The sequence below is a fragment of the Dietzia sp. IBK-p2-16D genome (assembly GCF_057773085.1).
This window is the reverse complement of record NZ_JBYMTL010000002.1, coordinates 596,541-611,509: the sequence shown is the minus strand read 5'-3', so window position 1 is coordinate 611,509 and position 14,969 is coordinate 596,541. Positions and strand designations below refer to the sequence as shown.

Genomic DNA, 14,969 nt, shown 5'->3' with positions numbered 1-14,969 from the left:
GGGCGAGCAGTGGGCACCGGGCGGCCGCCGCCGGCCGGGTCACCGGAAGTTCAGGTATGCCTTCGAGGCGGTGGGGCCACGCTGACCCTGGTATTTCGAGCCCACGGCGGCGCTGCCGTACGGGGTCTCGGCGGGGCTGGACAGGCGGAACAGGCACAGCTGGCCGATCTTCATCCCGGGCCACAGGGTGATGGGCAGGTTCGCGACGTTCGACAGCTCGAGGGTGATGTGGCCGTCGAAGCCGGGGTCGATGAATCCGGCGGTAGAATGGGTGAGCAGCCCGAGCCGACCGAGGGAGGACTTGCCCTCGAGCCTCCCGGCCAGGTCATCAGGGAGCCGGAGCCGCTCGAGGGTGGCCCCCAGCACGAACTCGCCGGGGTGCAGGACGAACGGGTCCCCCTCGGCGGGTTCGACCAGCTCGGTGAGCTCGTCCTGCTGCTGCGCCGGATCGATATGCGTGTAGCGGGAGTTGTTGAAGACGCGGAACATCCGATCGAGGCGGACGTCGATGCTCGACGGCTGGATCAGCTCGGGGTCGAGGGGGTCGATGCCCAGCCGCCCGTCGGCGAGCTCGGAACGGAGGTCACGGTCGGAGAGCAGCACGGTCCTGAGGGTACCGCGCGCCTCCGGCGAGCAAGCGGAGCTGGGTCCCGAGCTCGGTGACGCTCGTGCACGCCTCGGCGAACGGCAGGCGTTCGCGTCGGGCGCGGCCCTCGCGGTCCGTCAGCTCGAGGTCGACGCCGGCACGGTCGATGCCGATCAGGAGGGGACGCTCGGAGGGTAGGCAGCGGCAGACGCGCAGGGCCAGCCGCGGGACCATCTGGCATCGTGGGTCGTTGAGGTGATCGAGCCAGTGTCCCTCGAGGTCGGTGAAGGGGTCCGGTCCGGACGTGGCGAGGTCGTCGGGGGCGATGGCGGTGACGCCGGAGTCGTCGGTGAGCAGGATCGTGTCCGCCCGTAGCCGGACGAGGGCGGAATCGGACCCCACGCCGAGGAGTGCGGAGTCGGGGAGATCTCGCGCGATGCGGCCGGCGGCGAGGCGCTGGGCGCGCGTGCCGAGCTGTTCGACCCGACCGTCGACGACGACGAGGCGGCGACACCGGCCCCGGGCCGCACCCCCGAGGATCTCGTCGATCACCTCGAGACGGGCACGCACTCCGCCGAAGGGGATGGCGGCGGTGTCGGCCATCGGGATGACAAGACTGAGGTCGGCCGTTCCGGGCGCGCGGTGCACGAGGGCGACCGGGGGCGTGGCCGTGTCGGCGGACCCTGCGGCCACCGTCCCGGGCGAGGGGGAGGTGCCCAGGCTCAGCGTGGCCCTCGGGCAGCGCCGCAGAGCGGAGTCCGCCCGCTCGGCCGGCTCGGGGACGGGTCCCACCAGTGATCGCATGCCTCAGCCCTCTCGCCATCGTGGTCCCGGCCTTTTCCGTTCCGGCGCCTCGGGGATGGTGGCGCCGGAACGGAAAAAACCGGAGCGGGGACGTGACTACCCGCCGCAATGAACTTAGGTAAGGCTTACCTGTATTGCAAGAGTCTTCCGGAAATTGTTGCGGAACGGCTCACCCGGACAGTGCCGCGAGTGCGCCCAGCACCTGTTCGGAGTCGTCGCAGACCTGCGGGAACGGCAGTCGGACGACCTCGCCGAACCCGCCCCCTGTCGAACGGAGGGAGAGGTCGACCCCATACCGGTCAATCGCCACGAGGCGCGGAGCCGTACCCGCGATCTGATGTCCCGCACGCAGGGCGAGTCGGGACGCGAGGCCGGTGTCGGCCGCGAGACGGCGCAGCCACACCTGTTCGTCGACGCCGATCGGGTCGACCGACGCAGCGGCGAGGGCCGCCCGGGGCACCACGTGGACGCCGTCCGCGGCGAGGTAAGTGATCTCCAGCGGCTGCAGATCGCTCAGCCGGAGCGACCCACCCTCGGAGTTCGGGCCCGTCCCGCCCCCGTCGGCGGTGACCAGCCTGCGCCGACGTGCCGCGGACGAGGCCGTCACGATCCCGGAGATGATGACGACGCCTCGGGCGACGGTGCACTCGTCGTCGTCGCCCCCGACACCTCGTCCCCCGCCCCGACCCGCGCCGCACGACGCGGGGCGGCCGTCCAGGGCGAACGACGGCCGCGGCGCGGATTCCCGGCACCGTCCGGTACAGACCGCGTCGACGATCTCGACCGTCGCGGTGGCACCGGCGGCGGCGATCCGGTCGGCGTCACCGGCGTCGCGCGACATGCCGCCGACGTCGACCACCAGGACGACAACCCCGTCATCGCGTACCCGCGCGGAACGCAGCGGCCGCCTGAGCAACCCGGCCTCGACCGTGCCCGCCGCACCCCGGGCGAGCACCGTCCGTACCCGCTCGGCGACCGGCCGCTCGTTGACGTCGTCCACCACGCACCTCCTGAAAGGCTGCTTCCGCCGACCGGATCTCCGGTCGCTTAAAACGGACTGTCCTCCAGTTCAGCGCACGGCGGGCGCCTTTCGTTCCCGAACGGCCCCGGAAACCACGTGAGACCTGCCACATTCCGGCGCTCCCCCGACCCGACGACCCCCGCGAGCGTTCGGCGGATATGCGCCGACCCCCGCTGACGTGGTGAAATGGGCCCATGGACGAGATCAGGGACGAGCCCTCGAAGTACTTCTGGCGCTGGACCCAGTGGTCGTGGGTGTGTGTCGGCGTCGCCGTACTCATCGTGCTGATGGGGATCACCGGCGGCGGATCGGTCACGCCGTGGATCATCGGTGCGGTCGCCGTGGCGGTGATCGGTGGCGTGGCGTTCGGATTCGTCCCCCGCGCGTCGTTGAACCAGCCCAAGCGGCCGATGACCACGGGCGCGAAGCGCAAGTCCGCCCGGAAGTGACCCCACCGCGCCTGCGGCCACCGGGGCTCGTGCTAACCTGAACCGGCCTCCAGCAGGCACTGCCGATGTAGTTCAATGGTAGAACTTCTGCTTCCCAAGCAGACAGCGCGGGTTCGATTCCCGTCATCGGCTCCGCAGCCCGTACGGGCCCCACGAGGGGCACCTCCATCACGGAGGTGCCCCTCAGTCGTCTCCGCGATCGGCCGCCAACGCCGGCCCTCCCCGACCACACACACCCCTTAGTGCACCGTGCACTACTCAAGACGTGAAGTTTGTCACATCTACCGATGTGTGGGCCGCCCGATCTCCGTAGTGTCCGAGATCACACAGGTCGCCGACGAGGAGTAGATGTGCAACCCGGATACCTCCCCCGAACACTCGCGGAACGCTTCGGCGACGCCCCCAGCATCCGTGACGACGCGACCCAGATGTCCTTCCGCGAACTCGACCGAGCGGTGACCTCGGTGGCGGCACAGTTCCGCGAACAGGGCGTCACCAGCGGAGACGTGATCGCGGTGATGCTCCCCAACCGGAGCGAACTGGTGATCTCCATCTTCGCCGCGTGGTATCTCGGCGCAGCGGCCACCCCGATCAACCCGAACTTCACGCACGACGAGGCCGATCACCAGATCAACGACGCCGACGCCGTGCTCGTCGTGAACTCCACCCCTGACTCCCCCTCCGGCGGGCGACCGGCGATTAGCGTCGGTGACCTAAGGACGTCGGGGGGCGGCGCGCAACTCGGCCCCGTCGACCTGGCGGACGACGACCTCGCCCTGGTGATCTACACCAGCGGATCCACCGGGCGCCCCAAGGGCGTCATGCTCACCCATGCCAATGCCACGGCGATGTCCCGGACCATGGCCGACACCATGCGGATGACCGCCGAGGACCACTGCCTGCTCCTCCTGCCGCTGTTCCACGTGAACGCCTTGATGGTCAGCCTCCTGGCACCCCTCCAGGTCGGTGCGCAACTGACGATCATGGGCGGCTTCGACGCCCCGAAGTTCTACGACACCGTCGAGCGCCTGCGGCCCACCTACTTCTCCGCCGTACCCACCATCTACGCACTGCTGCTCACCAGGGCGGGGGGCAGGCGACCGGACATGTCCTCACTCCGGTTCGCCGTCTGCGGCGCGGCTCCGGCCACGCGAGAACTCCTGGCCGCGGCCGAGGACTTCTTCGACGTGCCCATCCTCGAGGGCTACGGCTTGACCGAGGCCACCTGCGCCTCGGCGGTCAACCCGATCGACGGCCCGCGCAAACCCGGCACCGTGGGACCGGCGCTACCCGGCCAGCGGATCCGGATCGTCGACGACGACCTCCGGGACGTCCCCACCGGGCAGACCGGGGAAGTGCTGATCACCGGGGCCGTCGTGATGGCCGGCTACCTCAACATGCCGGAGGCGACCGCGGCGACGATCGTCGACGGATGGGTGCGCACAGGTGACGTGGGCCGGCTCGACGAGGACGGCTACCTCAGCATCGTCGACCGGATCAAGGACATGATCATCCGCGGCGGGGAGAACCTGTACCCCAAGGAGATCGAGAACGCCATCGGCAGCCTGCCGGGAGTACTCGAGGTCGCCGTGGTGGGCCGCCGGGATGACGTGCTCGGTGAGGTCCCCGTGGCCTTCGTCGTCCCCTACCCCGGCGCGGAGCTGTCACCCGACGCCGTGATCGCACACTGCCGTGAACGCCTCACCCGGGTGAAGGTGCCCGTCGAGGTGACCATCACGTCGGAACTGCCCAAGAACCCGGTCGGGAAGATCGACAAACCGCGCCTGCGCACCTCCCTCGTCGCCTGACCCCTCACCCCTCGTTCCCTCAACCTCACCCCCTCAACCTCACCCCCTCAACCCAACCCGAGAAGGAGTCCCCCATGGGGTTTCTACAAGCCGATGTCCCGGACATCGATCCGGCCAAGTTCGAGACCATCCCGACGATGGAACGGATGAAACTGCTCGCTCACCACTGGGTGGAATTCGGATTCGGCGCGCCGAAGATCATGCACTCCCTGTATCTCATCAAGGGGCTGGTCTTCTTCATCGGCGGCTGGCTCGCCATCGGACTCTCCACGCCCGGACTCCCGCTGACCGACCTCGGCGCGTGGTGGGGCGAGGTGATCGTCTACCAGAAGGCCATGATCTGGGTGATCCTCTGGTCCGCCACCGGGTTCAACGAATCGTGGGGCCCGCTGGCGTTCAAGTTCAAGCCCAACACCGCCGGGTACCGCTACTGGATGCGGACCGGCACGCTGCGGCTCCCGCCCTGGCCGGACAAGGTCCCCTTCACCAAGGGGGATGAGCGCAAGGCCATCGACGTCGCGCTCTACTTCGCGATGCTCGCCACCCTCGCGCTGGGCCTGGTTCTGCCCGGGCAGCAGACCGCCGCCGCCTACAGCGAGGCCGGACTCGTGCCCCTGTGGCCGTTCGTCACGTTCGTCGCGATCCAGCTGGTGATGGGCCTGCGGGACAGGGTCACGTTCCTGGCCTCCCGGCCGGAGCAGTACTCCGTCATCATGCTCGGCTTCGGTGTGCTCACCACCTTCGGCGCCGGCCACGTGGACATGATCATCGTCGCCAAGATCGCGATGTTCGCGGTGTGGTGGGGTGCGTTCATCTCCAAGATCGGTGTCCACTTCACGCCCACCGTGCAGACCATGCTCACCAACGGCCCGCTCATCAAGTCCAAGGCGCTGCGCCGGTCGCTCTACCGCAACGCCCCCGAGGACCTCATGCCCACCAAGGTGGCCTTCTTCGCCGCGCACGTCATGGGCACGATCGTCGAGTTCGTCGTCCCGCTCATCCTGCTGTTCACCACCAACTGGACCGTCGCGGTCCTGGCCGCCGCGTTCATGATGTGCTTCCACGTGTTCATCTACTCGATGTTCGCGCTGGCCATGCCGCAGGAGTGGAACCTCTTCTACGTGTTCGCGACACCGATCGTGTTCCTGGCCTTCTTCGCCGGCGACGGGTACACCCTGTGGGACGCGAGCAGCGTCTGGGTCGTGGTGGTCGCCGCGGTCCTCACCCTGACCGGTCCGATAGTCGGCAATTTCCGGCCCGACAAGATCTCGTTCCTCATCGGAATGCGTCAGTACGCCGGCAACTGGGCCTCCTCCACGATGGCGTTCCGCAACAACGGGTGCGAGGCCAAGCTGGACAACCCGGCCTTCGTGACGTCCATGACGTCCCCGCACAACCAGCTGTCGGCGCTGTTCGGCCCCGAGGGCGCGGAGATGTTCCTGCAGAAGACCACCGCGTTCCGGATGATGAACACCCAGGGCCGCGGCCACATGTCGATCATGCCGTCGGTCCTGGACAGCATGGAGAACTACCGCTTCCGCGAGGGCGAGGTGCTGTGCACCTTCTTCTCCGGGTGGCAGTTCGGCGACGGGCACCTGTTCGACGAGCGGACGATCGCGGCAGTGCAGAAGCGGTGCAACTTCGAACCGGGTGAGTTCATCAGCGTCTGGACCGAGTCCCAGCCGCTGCACAAGAAGACCATCGAGTACCGCGTGATCGACGCGGCCCTCGGGGTCGTCGAGCGTGGCCACTACGACGTCCGCGACGTGGTCACGGAGCAGCCGTGGCTTCCGAACGGACCCATCCCGTTCACCGTGACCTGGCGCCACCCGGAGTACCTGCCGGCCGATCAGCGGGCGTCCGCGAGCGTTCCCTCCTCCCCCGGCGCCGAGGGCCCGCTCACCGAGGTCTCCCTCACGGACGGTCGCGACGAGTCCACGGTCGGGATGAGCTGAGTCCATGCCTTCAGCGATCATCGTCGGTAGCGGACCCAACGGTCTCGCAGCCGCGTTGACACTGGCCGCCGATGGGGTCGATGTGACCGTTCTGGAAGCATCCGACTCCATCGGCGGCGGCACCAGGTCCGGCGAGATGACCTCGCCCGGCCTGCTGCACGACCAGTGTTCGGGATTCCACCCCCTCGCCGTCGACACCGGCTTCAGCCGCCAGTTCGACCTCGAGGCCCACGGCCTACGGTGGGCACTCCCGGAGGTCCAGTACTCCCATCCCCTGGACGGCGGGAAGGGTGCGGCGGTCTGGAAGTCGGTCGACCGGACGGCCTCACACCTCGGCGCCGACGGGGAGTCCTACCGGCGGATGTTCGGTGCACTCGACGCCCGGTTCCCCCAGATCGCCGAGGATTTCCTCCAACCCCTCCTGCACATCCCGAACCATCCCCTGGCTCTCGCCCGCTTCGGGGCCTACGCCGCGATGCCGGCCAGCCTCCTCGCCCGCCGATGGCACGGCGACGAGGCCAGGGCACTGTTCGGGGGCGTCGCCGCGCACGCCTTCCGCCCGCTCGATTCCGTGATGTCCTCGGCGATCGGCGTCGCACTGGGCACGGCCGCGCACCGATTCGGCTGGCCGGTCGCAGTGGGGGGCTCGGCGACGATCGCGACCACCATGGCGACGATGCTGGACGGATTCGGCGGCCGGATCGAAACGGGGATCACCGTTCGCGACCACCGGGAGCTCGGAAGGCCGGACGTGGTCATGCTCGACACCTCACCCTCCGCAGCTGCCCGGATCCTCACCGGCATCCTGCCCCGGCGGGTCGACCGCGCCTACCGACGCTTCCGACACGGACCGGCCGCGTTCCAGGTCGCGTTCGCGGTCGAAGGAGGAATACCGTGGTCGCACGAGCCGTCCCGGGCGGCCGGCACCGTCCACGTGGGAGGCACTTTCGGCGAGATCGCCGCCGCCGAGCGGCAGGTCGTCCGAGGGGAGATGCCGCAGCGGCCCTTCATCCTGGTCGGCCAACAGTCCGTCGCCGACCCCGGCCGGGCGAGGAACGGGCTCCATCCCGTCGACGCGTACGCCCACGTCCCAGCCGGATGGACGGGCGACGCCACGCAGACGATCATCGACCAGATCGAACGCTTCGCGCCCGGTTTCCGCGACCGGGTCCACCAGATCCACACACGCTCGACCCATGAACTCGAAGAGCACAACCCGAACTACGTGGGCGGGGATATCGTGACGGGTGCCAACGACCCTCGACAACTGGTGTTCCGGCCCCGGGTCGCCCTCGACCCCTATTCGACGGGAGTGCCCGGGATCTACATCTGCTCGGCGGCCGCCCCGCCCGGGGCGGGCGCCCACGGGATGGCCGGGTGGAACGCGGCGCGTTCCGCCCTGTCGTACCTGTCCAGACGGTGATCACGGAGGAAGGACACGGCGGGACCTGAGCCACCATGTGGACTCGATCCTGCCCGCACACATGCTCAGCACAACACCGCAAGATCCCGAGCGCCTCCGTGAACTGACCCGCCGCATAGGTCTCAGGCTCAGTTCACGGACCGCGGCGATCTCCGACAGCATGACCGCGGCCATCGAGGACGCCATCGGCGAGCTGACCGAAGAGGACACCCACACCGCTCTCCACGCCAGTGTGGCGAACAACGTCGAGGTCATCATCGACATGCTGACGCACACCAAGGACGCACACGACCTCCCTCCCCTGCCCGACGCCCTCCACTACGCCGTCGCGCTCGCCCGGAGGGACGTCTCCAGTGCCTCCCTCCGGCGCGCCTATCACGTCGGCTCCGACTGTCTCCTGGCCCACGTGTTCGACCAGGTGCAGGAGGTCGACTGCGAGGACCACGAGAAGCTGCCGCTCTACCATCACCTCGCCGGATGGCTGTTCCAGTACGTGGACGAGATAACCCGTACCGTCATCGCCGCGCACGAGGAGGAGCTGCGCTATTCCCACAACCAGGCAGCCCGTTCGATCAACGTGATCGTCAACCGGGTCCTGGAGCGGGAGGACATCGACCCCGCAGAGTTCGAGAGGGTCACGGGATACCGCCTGGGCCAGACGCACGTCGCGTGCCGGGTGTGGATCGACGACTTCGGTGCCGTCGCCGATCAATCGCGCCTCCTCGAGAACGTCGTGACCACTCTCGCCGGGAGGCTGGAGGTGAGCCGTGCGCCGCTGATGATCGCCACGGGCCGAGCCGCCGCCGAGGTGTGGTTCGGTATGGAGGGGCGCCGGCCCACGGTGGACACCCGGGTCGTCGCGCCGATAGCTGCGGCGACCCCGGGTGCCCGGGTCTCCTTCGGAGCACCCGGCGTCGGGATCGAGGGGTTCCGGACCACCCGCACCCAGGCGGCGCTCGCCGCGACCGTCGCGCAGGTCTCCACCAGCGACGTGGCCCACGTGGTCTCGTACGCGGACGCCGGGATCCCCGTCATCGCGCGACTGGCCGAGGACATCGCATCCACTCGCCGCTGGGTCCGCGAGGTTCTCGGCCGCCTGGCCTACGACACCGAGGATGCCGCCAGACAACGGGAGACGGTTCGGGTGTTCCTCGACTCGGCGGAGAACTACTCCGAGACGGCGGCCCACCTTCTCCTGCACAGGAACACGGTCAAGTACCGGCTGACCAAGGCCGAGCACGAACTGGGCAGACCACCGGGGTCCAGGCGGTTGGACACGCACCTGGCCCTCGCCGTCTGCCACGCCCTGGGCGGCGTGGTCCTGACTCCGGACGACCACACGTCATCCGGCTGAGCACGCACGCTCGAAGCGGACCGGACGGGCGCCGTTCGGAGTTCGGGCGTCGATGCCGATCAGGTCCGGTCCGGAGTCGCGGGTCCGGGACTCGGGCGCTCAGTCGACTTGCCGTTGTCCCCGCCGCGGCGGCGCAGCAGCTGGAACCCGGGGATGCCCGCGACGGCCTCGAGGCACTGTTGCGCCACCTCGAGGATCTGGTGGACCTCGGGCGCGACGGTGTCCAGGGAGGCCAGGACGGGCATGACGTCGTTCTCGAGGGTGTTGCCCAGTGCCGGCAGGTGGTCGATGAACTGGATGACCGCCTTGACCTCCTCGGGGTCGACCGACTCGAGGACGTCGTCGGCGATCGGCTCGAGCAGCCGGATCGTCTTGTCCGCCCACGCCAGGACCTCGGTCAGGCGGGTCGCCACGAGCCTGGCCTTGTCCGCATCCAGGTCCGCGTCCACGAGCAGCGCCTCCACGACGGGCTTGACCTGTGCCAACGCAGAATCCGCGAAGTCGACGAGCGGGACGACCCGTTCGATGAGCCCACCGGCGTCGAGGACCAGATCGTCGGCGGTGTCCACCGTCGTCCGGACTCGAGCCACCACGCCCTCGGCGGAGTCGATCGTGCCGTCCACCCGGCGCACCACGCCCTCGGCGGAATCGATCGTGCCGTCCACCCGGCGCACCACGCCCTCCGCGGAGTCGATCGTGCCGTCCACCCGGCGCACCACGCCCTCGGCCGAGTCGACGGTCGAGCCCACCCGGCCGACGATCCCGTCCGCGGCGGACACCGTGTCCGCGACCTCGTCGACGACCCGGTTGGCCCTCGCCACCGTGGTGCGGACACCGTCGACCGTGTCGACGGCCGTGGCCACGATCCCGTCGATCGCGCGCACCGTCCTGTTGACCTCGTCGAGGAGGTCCTGGATCCGCTCGACTACGTCCTCGACATCGGCGAGGAGTGCGAGCACACGGGCGGGCAGCAGGAGCAGCTCCCTGGCCATTCTCAACTCCCATTCCACGACTCGGAACGCCGTCCCCACCACGGAGGAGGCGGAAGGGACGCGGAGCTGGATCTCGGCCATGCGCTGATTGTGCCCGAACCGCCCACACCGGGCGGCCGGTCTGCACACCATGGGGACAGTCACGGTCCGGACCCTTCGGGCCGCGATCACAAAGGGGCGAGAGATGAACACACGCTGGGTCGCCGATTTCGCCGAGCTGCGGCTCGCCGACGCTCCGGAGTACGGCGGGAAGTCCGCCAATCTCGGGGAGATGACGGGCGCGGGGTTCCCCGTACCGCCGGGGTTCTCGGTGGGCCAGTCCGCCTACCTCGCCGCGATGGACGCGGCCGGGGTCCGGACCCGTCTCCACGACCGCCGCGTCCCGGAGGAGGGGCTGAGCGAGGCGGACCTGATGTCCCTCGCGGCGGAGCTCAGCGGCACCGTCGCCGCGGTGGAGATGCCGCCCCGCCTGCGCGAGGACATCCTGGCCCACTACCGGTCGCTGGGGTCGGACGTCCCCGTGGCGGTCCGAAGTTCCGCGCCCGCGGAGGACGCCGGTGACACCTCGTTCGCGGGTATCCACGAGTCGTACACGGACGTGGTGGGCGAGGAGTCGGTGCTCGAGGCCGTGCGGGACTGCTGGTGTTCGCTGTGGACGCCGCGCGCCATGACCTACCGGGCGGTGACGGGGTACGACGACGAACCGTCGATCGCGGTGGTGGTGCAGAAGATGGTCCGTTCCGACACCTCGGGCGTGGCCTTCACCGCCGACCCCCGCACCTCCCAGGTCGACCGGGTGGTGATCGAGGCGGCGTTCGGGCTCGGCGAGGTGGTGGTGGGCGGCAAGGTCGAGCCCGACACCTACGTCGTGTCCAAAGCCGACCTGCGGATCCTCGCCGTGCACGTGGGCCGGAAGGTCGCCCGGATCGTCGCGGGCCGCACGGCGGACGGACTCGTCCCCGTCCCGGAGGCCGAGCAGCTGAACCGTGTGCTCGACGACGACCAGGTGCGCCAGGTGGCCCGCCTCGCCGTCATGTCGGAGCAGCACTACGGCCTGCCGCAGGACACCGAGTTCGCCTTCGAGGACGGTGAGCTCTATATCGTGCAGACCCGCCCGATCACCACGCTGGACACCGACGCCGCCCACGCGGATGCCCCAGGCGGGACCGGCGGCACCGGGGACGACGGGGACGGGGTGGCGCCGATCGCCTCTGGCCTCGGCGCGGGGCCGGGCACCGCGATCGGGACCGCGAGGGTCCTGACGGAGCTGGCGGACGGGGTGAACCTGGCCGCCGGCGAGATCCTGGTGGCGACGATGACCGACCCCGACTGGTTGCCGATCCTCCAGCGCGCCGCCGCGATCGTCACCGATGAGGGCGGCGTCACCTGTCACGCCGCCATCGTCGGGCGCGAACTGGGGCGCCCGGTGATCGTGGGCACGCGGTCCGCGACGACCGACATCGCCGACGGGCAGACCATCACCGTCGACGGCACCGCCGGCGTCGTCTACCCCGGAGAGGTCCGCGAGGCCACACCACCGCAGGCTCCCGCCGATGCCGACACGGCTCCCGAGGTGCGTACCCGGGAGGTCACCGCCACGGCCGTCTACGTCAACCTCGCGACCCCGGACGCCGCGGCGCGGGTCGCGGCGATGGACGTCGACGGCGTCGGCCTGCTGAGAGCGGAGTTCCTCATCACGAGCGCGCTGCAGGGGCTGCACCCGCGCAGGCTCGTCGAGGAGGGCAGGGCCGAGGAGTACGTGGAACGGATGGCCTCGGGGATCAGCACCATCGCCGCCGCCTTCGACCCCAGGCCCGTGGTGTACCGCGCCACCGACCTGCGATCCAACGAGTTCCGGGGACTACTCGGCGGGGAGGTGGAGGCCGAGGAACGCAATCCGATGATCGGCTACCGCGGCTGCTTCCGCTACACCCGGGAACCGGACCTGTTCCGGTTGGAGCTCGATGCGCTCGCCCGGGTGCGGCAGCGGCACCGGAACCTTCACCTGATGATCCCGTTCGTCCGGACCGGCTGGGAACTGCGTGCCTGCCTGGACATCATCGACGCACACCCGATCGGGCGCGACACCGGGCTCAAGCGATGGATCATGGCCGAGGTCCCCTCGGTGGTGCACTGGATCCCCGAGTACGCGGCGATGGGCATCCACGGGGTGTCGATCGGCTCCAACGATCTCACCCAGCTGACGTTGGGGGTCGACCGTGACTCGGAGGTGTGTGCGGACCTGTTCGACTCGATGGACCCGGCGGTCCTGGCCTTCATCGACCAGATCATCGACCGTTGCCACGAGTCGGGCCTCACCGTGTCGCTGTGCGGACAGGCCGCGTCGACCGATCCCCGTATGGCGGAACACCTCGTCCGCAAGGGGGTCACGTCCGTCTCCGTCACGCCGGACTACGCGGAGATGACCCGGCGGACCGTCGCCCGGGCCGAGCGGACCATCCTGCTCGATGCCGCCCGAGCGGTCCCCCACCCGGGACGTGACTGACCCACCGGGCGCTCTCGCAGGTCCTCGCCGTAATCAGAGCCTTTCCTCACCTTGGACTGATTGCTGACAACGCACTAGCATCTGTTTTGTTACCGGCGAGTAGGTTCCGGCGTACCAGTGGTTGCGGGCACCGGCTCCTCGGGCGCGACACATTTCATGACACCGCACTCCGAACGGAGAAGACCGTTATGGGTCACTACAAGAGCAACGTCCGGGATCTCGAGTTCAACATGTTCGAGGTCCTTCGTATGAACGAGGCACTCGACGCCGGTGAGTTCGGCGACATGGACACCGAGACCGCCAAGGGCATCCTCGCCGAGGTCGCCACCCTCGCCGAGGGGCCGGTCGCCGAGTCCTTCGCGTCCGCCGACCGCAACCCTCCGGTGTTCGACCCGGAGACCCACTCGGTCTCGATCCCCGAAGACTTCAAGAAGTCGTTCAAGGCCTGGTTCGACGCCGGTTACTGGTCCATGGGTCTCCCCGAGGAGATCGGCGGCATGCCGGCTCCCCGCGCCATGGTCTGGGCCACGGGCGAGATGATGCTCGGCGCCAACCCGCCGGCGTTCATGTACTCAGCCGGCCCGTCGTTCGCCGCGGTGCTCTTCGAGAACGGCACCGAGGAGCAGAAGAAGTGGGCCGCGACCTGTGCCGAGCGCGGCTGGGGCGCCACCATGGTGCTCACCGAGCCCGATGCGGGCTCGGACGTCGGTGCCGGCCGCACCAAGGCGATCCAGCAGGACGACGGTTCCTGGCACATCGAGGGCGTCAAGCGCTTCATCACCTCGGCCGACGCCGACGACATGTTCGAGAACATCTTCCACCTGGTCCTGGCCCGCCCCGAGGGTGCCGGCCCCGGCACCAAGGGTCTGTCGCTGTTCTTCGTGCCGAAGTTCCACTTCGACTTCGAGAAGAACGAGATGGGCGAGCGCAACGGCGTGTTCGTCACCGGTGTCGAGCACAAGATGGGCATCAAGGCGTCCACCACGTGTGAGGTCACCTTCGGCGGCCACGGTGTCCCCGCCAAGGGCTGGATGGTCGGCGGCGACGTGCTCAACCAGGGCATCCGTCAGATGTTCGACGTCATCGAGCACGCCCGCATGATGGTCGGAACCAAGGCCATCTCGACCCTGTCGACCGGCTACCTCAACGCTCTGGAGTTCGCCAAGGAGCGCGTCCAGGGCGGCGACATGACCGAGATGGCCGACAAGACCGCTCCGCGCGTCACCATCACCCACCACCCGGACGTGCGTCGTGCGCTGATCCGCCAGAAGGCATTCGCCGAGGGCCTGCGCGCCGTGTACATGTACACCGCCGCCCACCAGGACCCCGAGACCGCCCTGCGGGCGTCCGGCGCAGACGCCGAACTCGCCCACCGGGTCAACGACCTGCTGCTGCCGATCGTCAAGGGCGTCGGCTCCGAGCGCGCCTACGAGCTGCTCACCGAGTCGCTGCAGACGTTCGGCGGGTCGGGCTTCCTGCAGGACTACCCGATCGAGCAGTACATCCGCGACGCCAAGATCGACTCCCTCTACGAGGGCACCACGGCGATCCAGGCCCAGGACTTCTTCTTCCGCAAGATCGCCCGTGACCGCGGCACCGCCGTGGGCCACGTGTCGGCGCAGATCAAGAAGTTCCTGGCCGAGGACGCGTGCGGCGGCCAACTGTCCGCTGAGCGTGAGCTGCTGGCGACCGCCCTCGCGGACGTCGAGGCCATGATCGGCACCTGCTTCGATCACCTCATGGGCTCGCAGGAGGACCCCAAGCGCCTGTACACGGTCGGGCTCGCCTCGGTCCGCGTGCTCATGGGCTTCGGTGACCTCATGATGGGCTGGCGTCTGCTGGTCGGCGCCGAGGTCGCCCTCGGCGCACTGGACGGGGCGTCCGACGACGACAAGGACTTCTACAACGGCAAGATCGCCGCGGCCCGGTGGTTCGCGACGAACGAGCTGCCCCTGCTCACCGCCACCCGCGGGATCGTCGCCGGTCTCGGCAACGAGCTCATGGAGCTGGACGAGTCCGCGTTCTGATCCCCACCTGACGGGCCGCATCGGGCCCGCGCCATCGAATCCGC

At 69.2% G+C, this 14,969-nt stretch carries 11 protein-coding genes and 1 tRNA gene; 8 read left to right on the top strand and 4 right to left on the bottom strand.

Annotation, left to right across the window (positions count from 1 at the left end):
• Positions 1-39: 39 nt before the first annotated feature.
• The 3 genes from dcd to AC3DE3_RS07220 all read right to left on the bottom strand — a co-directional run bounded on the left by dcd (position 40) and on the right by AC3DE3_RS07220 (position 2,390).
• On the bottom strand, positions 40-603 hold the full coding sequence (gene dcd, locus AC3DE3_RS07230) for a dCTP deaminase (RefSeq protein ID WP_366221211.1): 564 nt from the start codon (positions 601-603) through the stop codon (positions 40-42).
• Positions 584-1,390 carry a hypothetical protein gene (locus AC3DE3_RS07225; RefSeq protein ID WP_488369503.1) on the bottom strand — a complete coding sequence of 269 codons (807 nt, stop codon included), beginning with the start codon at positions 1,388-1,390 and terminating at the stop codon, positions 584-586. Before AC3DE3_RS07225 ends, dcd begins: the two co-directional genes overlap by 20 nt.
• 169 nt (positions 1,391-1,559) lie before the next feature.
• Positions 1,560-2,390: a DUF2470 domain-containing protein gene (locus AC3DE3_RS07220; protein WP_488369502.1), complete on the bottom strand. Its 831-nt coding sequence runs from the start codon at positions 2,388-2,390 to the stop codon at positions 1,560-1,562.
• A 215-nt stretch (positions 2,391-2,605) separates the two neighbouring features.
• Between AC3DE3_RS07220 and AC3DE3_RS07215 the strand changes: the two genes are divergently transcribed.
• The 6 genes from AC3DE3_RS07215 (at position 2,606) to AC3DE3_RS07190 (ending at position 9,400) form a co-directional block, all read left to right on the top strand.
• Positions 2,606-2,860, top strand: a complete 255-nt coding sequence (locus tag AC3DE3_RS07215; protein ID WP_488369501.1) for a hypothetical protein — start codon at positions 2,606-2,608, stop codon at positions 2,858-2,860.
• Between the two features lie 61 nt (positions 2,861-2,921).
• Positions 2,922-2,992, top strand: a tRNA-Gly gene (locus AC3DE3_RS07210).
• Between the two features lie 218 nt (positions 2,993-3,210).
• Positions 3,211-4,668, top strand: a complete 1,458-nt coding sequence (locus AC3DE3_RS07205; protein WP_488369500.1) for a class I adenylate-forming enzyme family protein — start codon at positions 3,211-3,213, stop codon at positions 4,666-4,668.
• Positions 4,669-4,742: 74 nt separating this feature from the next.
• Positions 4,743-6,623, top strand: a complete 1,881-nt coding sequence (locus AC3DE3_RS07200) for a DUF3556 domain-containing protein (protein WP_488369499.1) — start codon at positions 4,743-4,745, stop codon at positions 6,621-6,623.
• A 4-nt stretch (positions 6,624-6,627) separates the two neighbouring features.
• Positions 6,628-8,046 (top strand): phytoene desaturase family protein, encoded by a 1,419-nt coding sequence (locus tag AC3DE3_RS07195; protein WP_488369497.1) that lies wholly within the window; start codon positions 6,628-6,630, stop codon positions 8,044-8,046.
• Positions 8,047-8,107: 61 nt separating this feature from the next.
• Positions 8,108-9,400 carry a PucR family transcriptional regulator gene (locus AC3DE3_RS07190; protein ID WP_488369496.1) on the top strand — a complete coding sequence of 431 codons (1,293 nt, stop codon included), beginning with the start codon at positions 8,108-8,110 and terminating at the stop codon, positions 9,398-9,400.
• 59 nt (positions 9,401-9,459) lie between these two features.
• Here the strand turns inward: AC3DE3_RS07190 and AC3DE3_RS07185 are convergent, their stop codons facing one another.
• Positions 9,460-10,473 carry a methyl-accepting chemotaxis protein gene (locus AC3DE3_RS07185; protein ID WP_488369495.1) on the bottom strand — a complete coding sequence of 338 codons (1,014 nt, stop codon included), beginning with the start codon at positions 10,471-10,473 and terminating at the stop codon, positions 9,460-9,462.
• A gap of 103 nt (positions 10,474-10,576) precedes the next feature.
• Here AC3DE3_RS07185 and ppsA point away from each other — a divergent pair, with 103 nt between their 5' ends.
• Positions 10,577-12,898, top strand: coding sequence for a phosphoenolpyruvate synthase (gene ppsA, locus AC3DE3_RS07180; protein ID WP_488369494.1), 2,322 nt, complete (start codon positions 10,577-10,579; stop codon positions 12,896-12,898).
• Positions 12,899-13,086: 188 nt separating this feature from the next.
• Positions 13,087-14,925, top strand: a complete 1,839-nt coding sequence (locus AC3DE3_RS07175) for an acyl-CoA dehydrogenase (protein ID WP_260488967.1) — start codon at positions 13,087-13,089, stop codon at positions 14,923-14,925.
• Positions 14,926-14,969: the final 44 nt, after the last annotated feature.

What these genes read in the sequence shown, in the direction of transcription:
- AC3DE3_RS07225 (WP_488369503.1), bottom strand. Translation starts at nt 1,390, where the DNA reads ATGCGATCACTGGTGGGACCCGTCCCCGAGCCGGCCGAGCGGGCGGAC.
- AC3DE3_RS07215 (WP_488369501.1), top strand. Translation starts at nt 2,606, where the DNA reads ATGGACGAGATCAGGGACGAGCCCTCGAAGTACTTCTGGCGCTGGACC.
- AC3DE3_RS07200 (WP_488369499.1), top strand. Translation starts at nt 4,743, where the DNA reads ATGGGGTTTCTACAAGCCGATGTCCCGGACATCGATCCGGCCAAGTTC.
- AC3DE3_RS07195 (WP_488369497.1), top strand. Translation starts at nt 6,628, where the DNA reads ATGCCTTCAGCGATCATCGTCGGTAGCGGACCCAACGGTCTCGCAGCC.
- AC3DE3_RS07190 (WP_488369496.1), top strand. Translation starts at nt 8,108, where the DNA reads ATGCTCAGCACAACACCGCAAGATCCCGAGCGCCTCCGTGAACTGACC.
- AC3DE3_RS07185 (WP_488369495.1), bottom strand. Translation starts at nt 10,473, where the DNA reads ATGGCCGAGATCCAGCTCCGCGTCCCTTCCGCCTCCTCCGTGGTGGGG.
- ppsA (WP_488369494.1), top strand. Translation starts at nt 10,577, where the DNA reads ATGAACACACGCTGGGTCGCCGATTTCGCCGAGCTGCGGCTCGCCGAC.
- AC3DE3_RS07175 (WP_260488967.1), top strand. Translation starts at nt 13,087, where the DNA reads ATGGGTCACTACAAGAGCAACGTCCGGGATCTCGAGTTCAACATGTTC.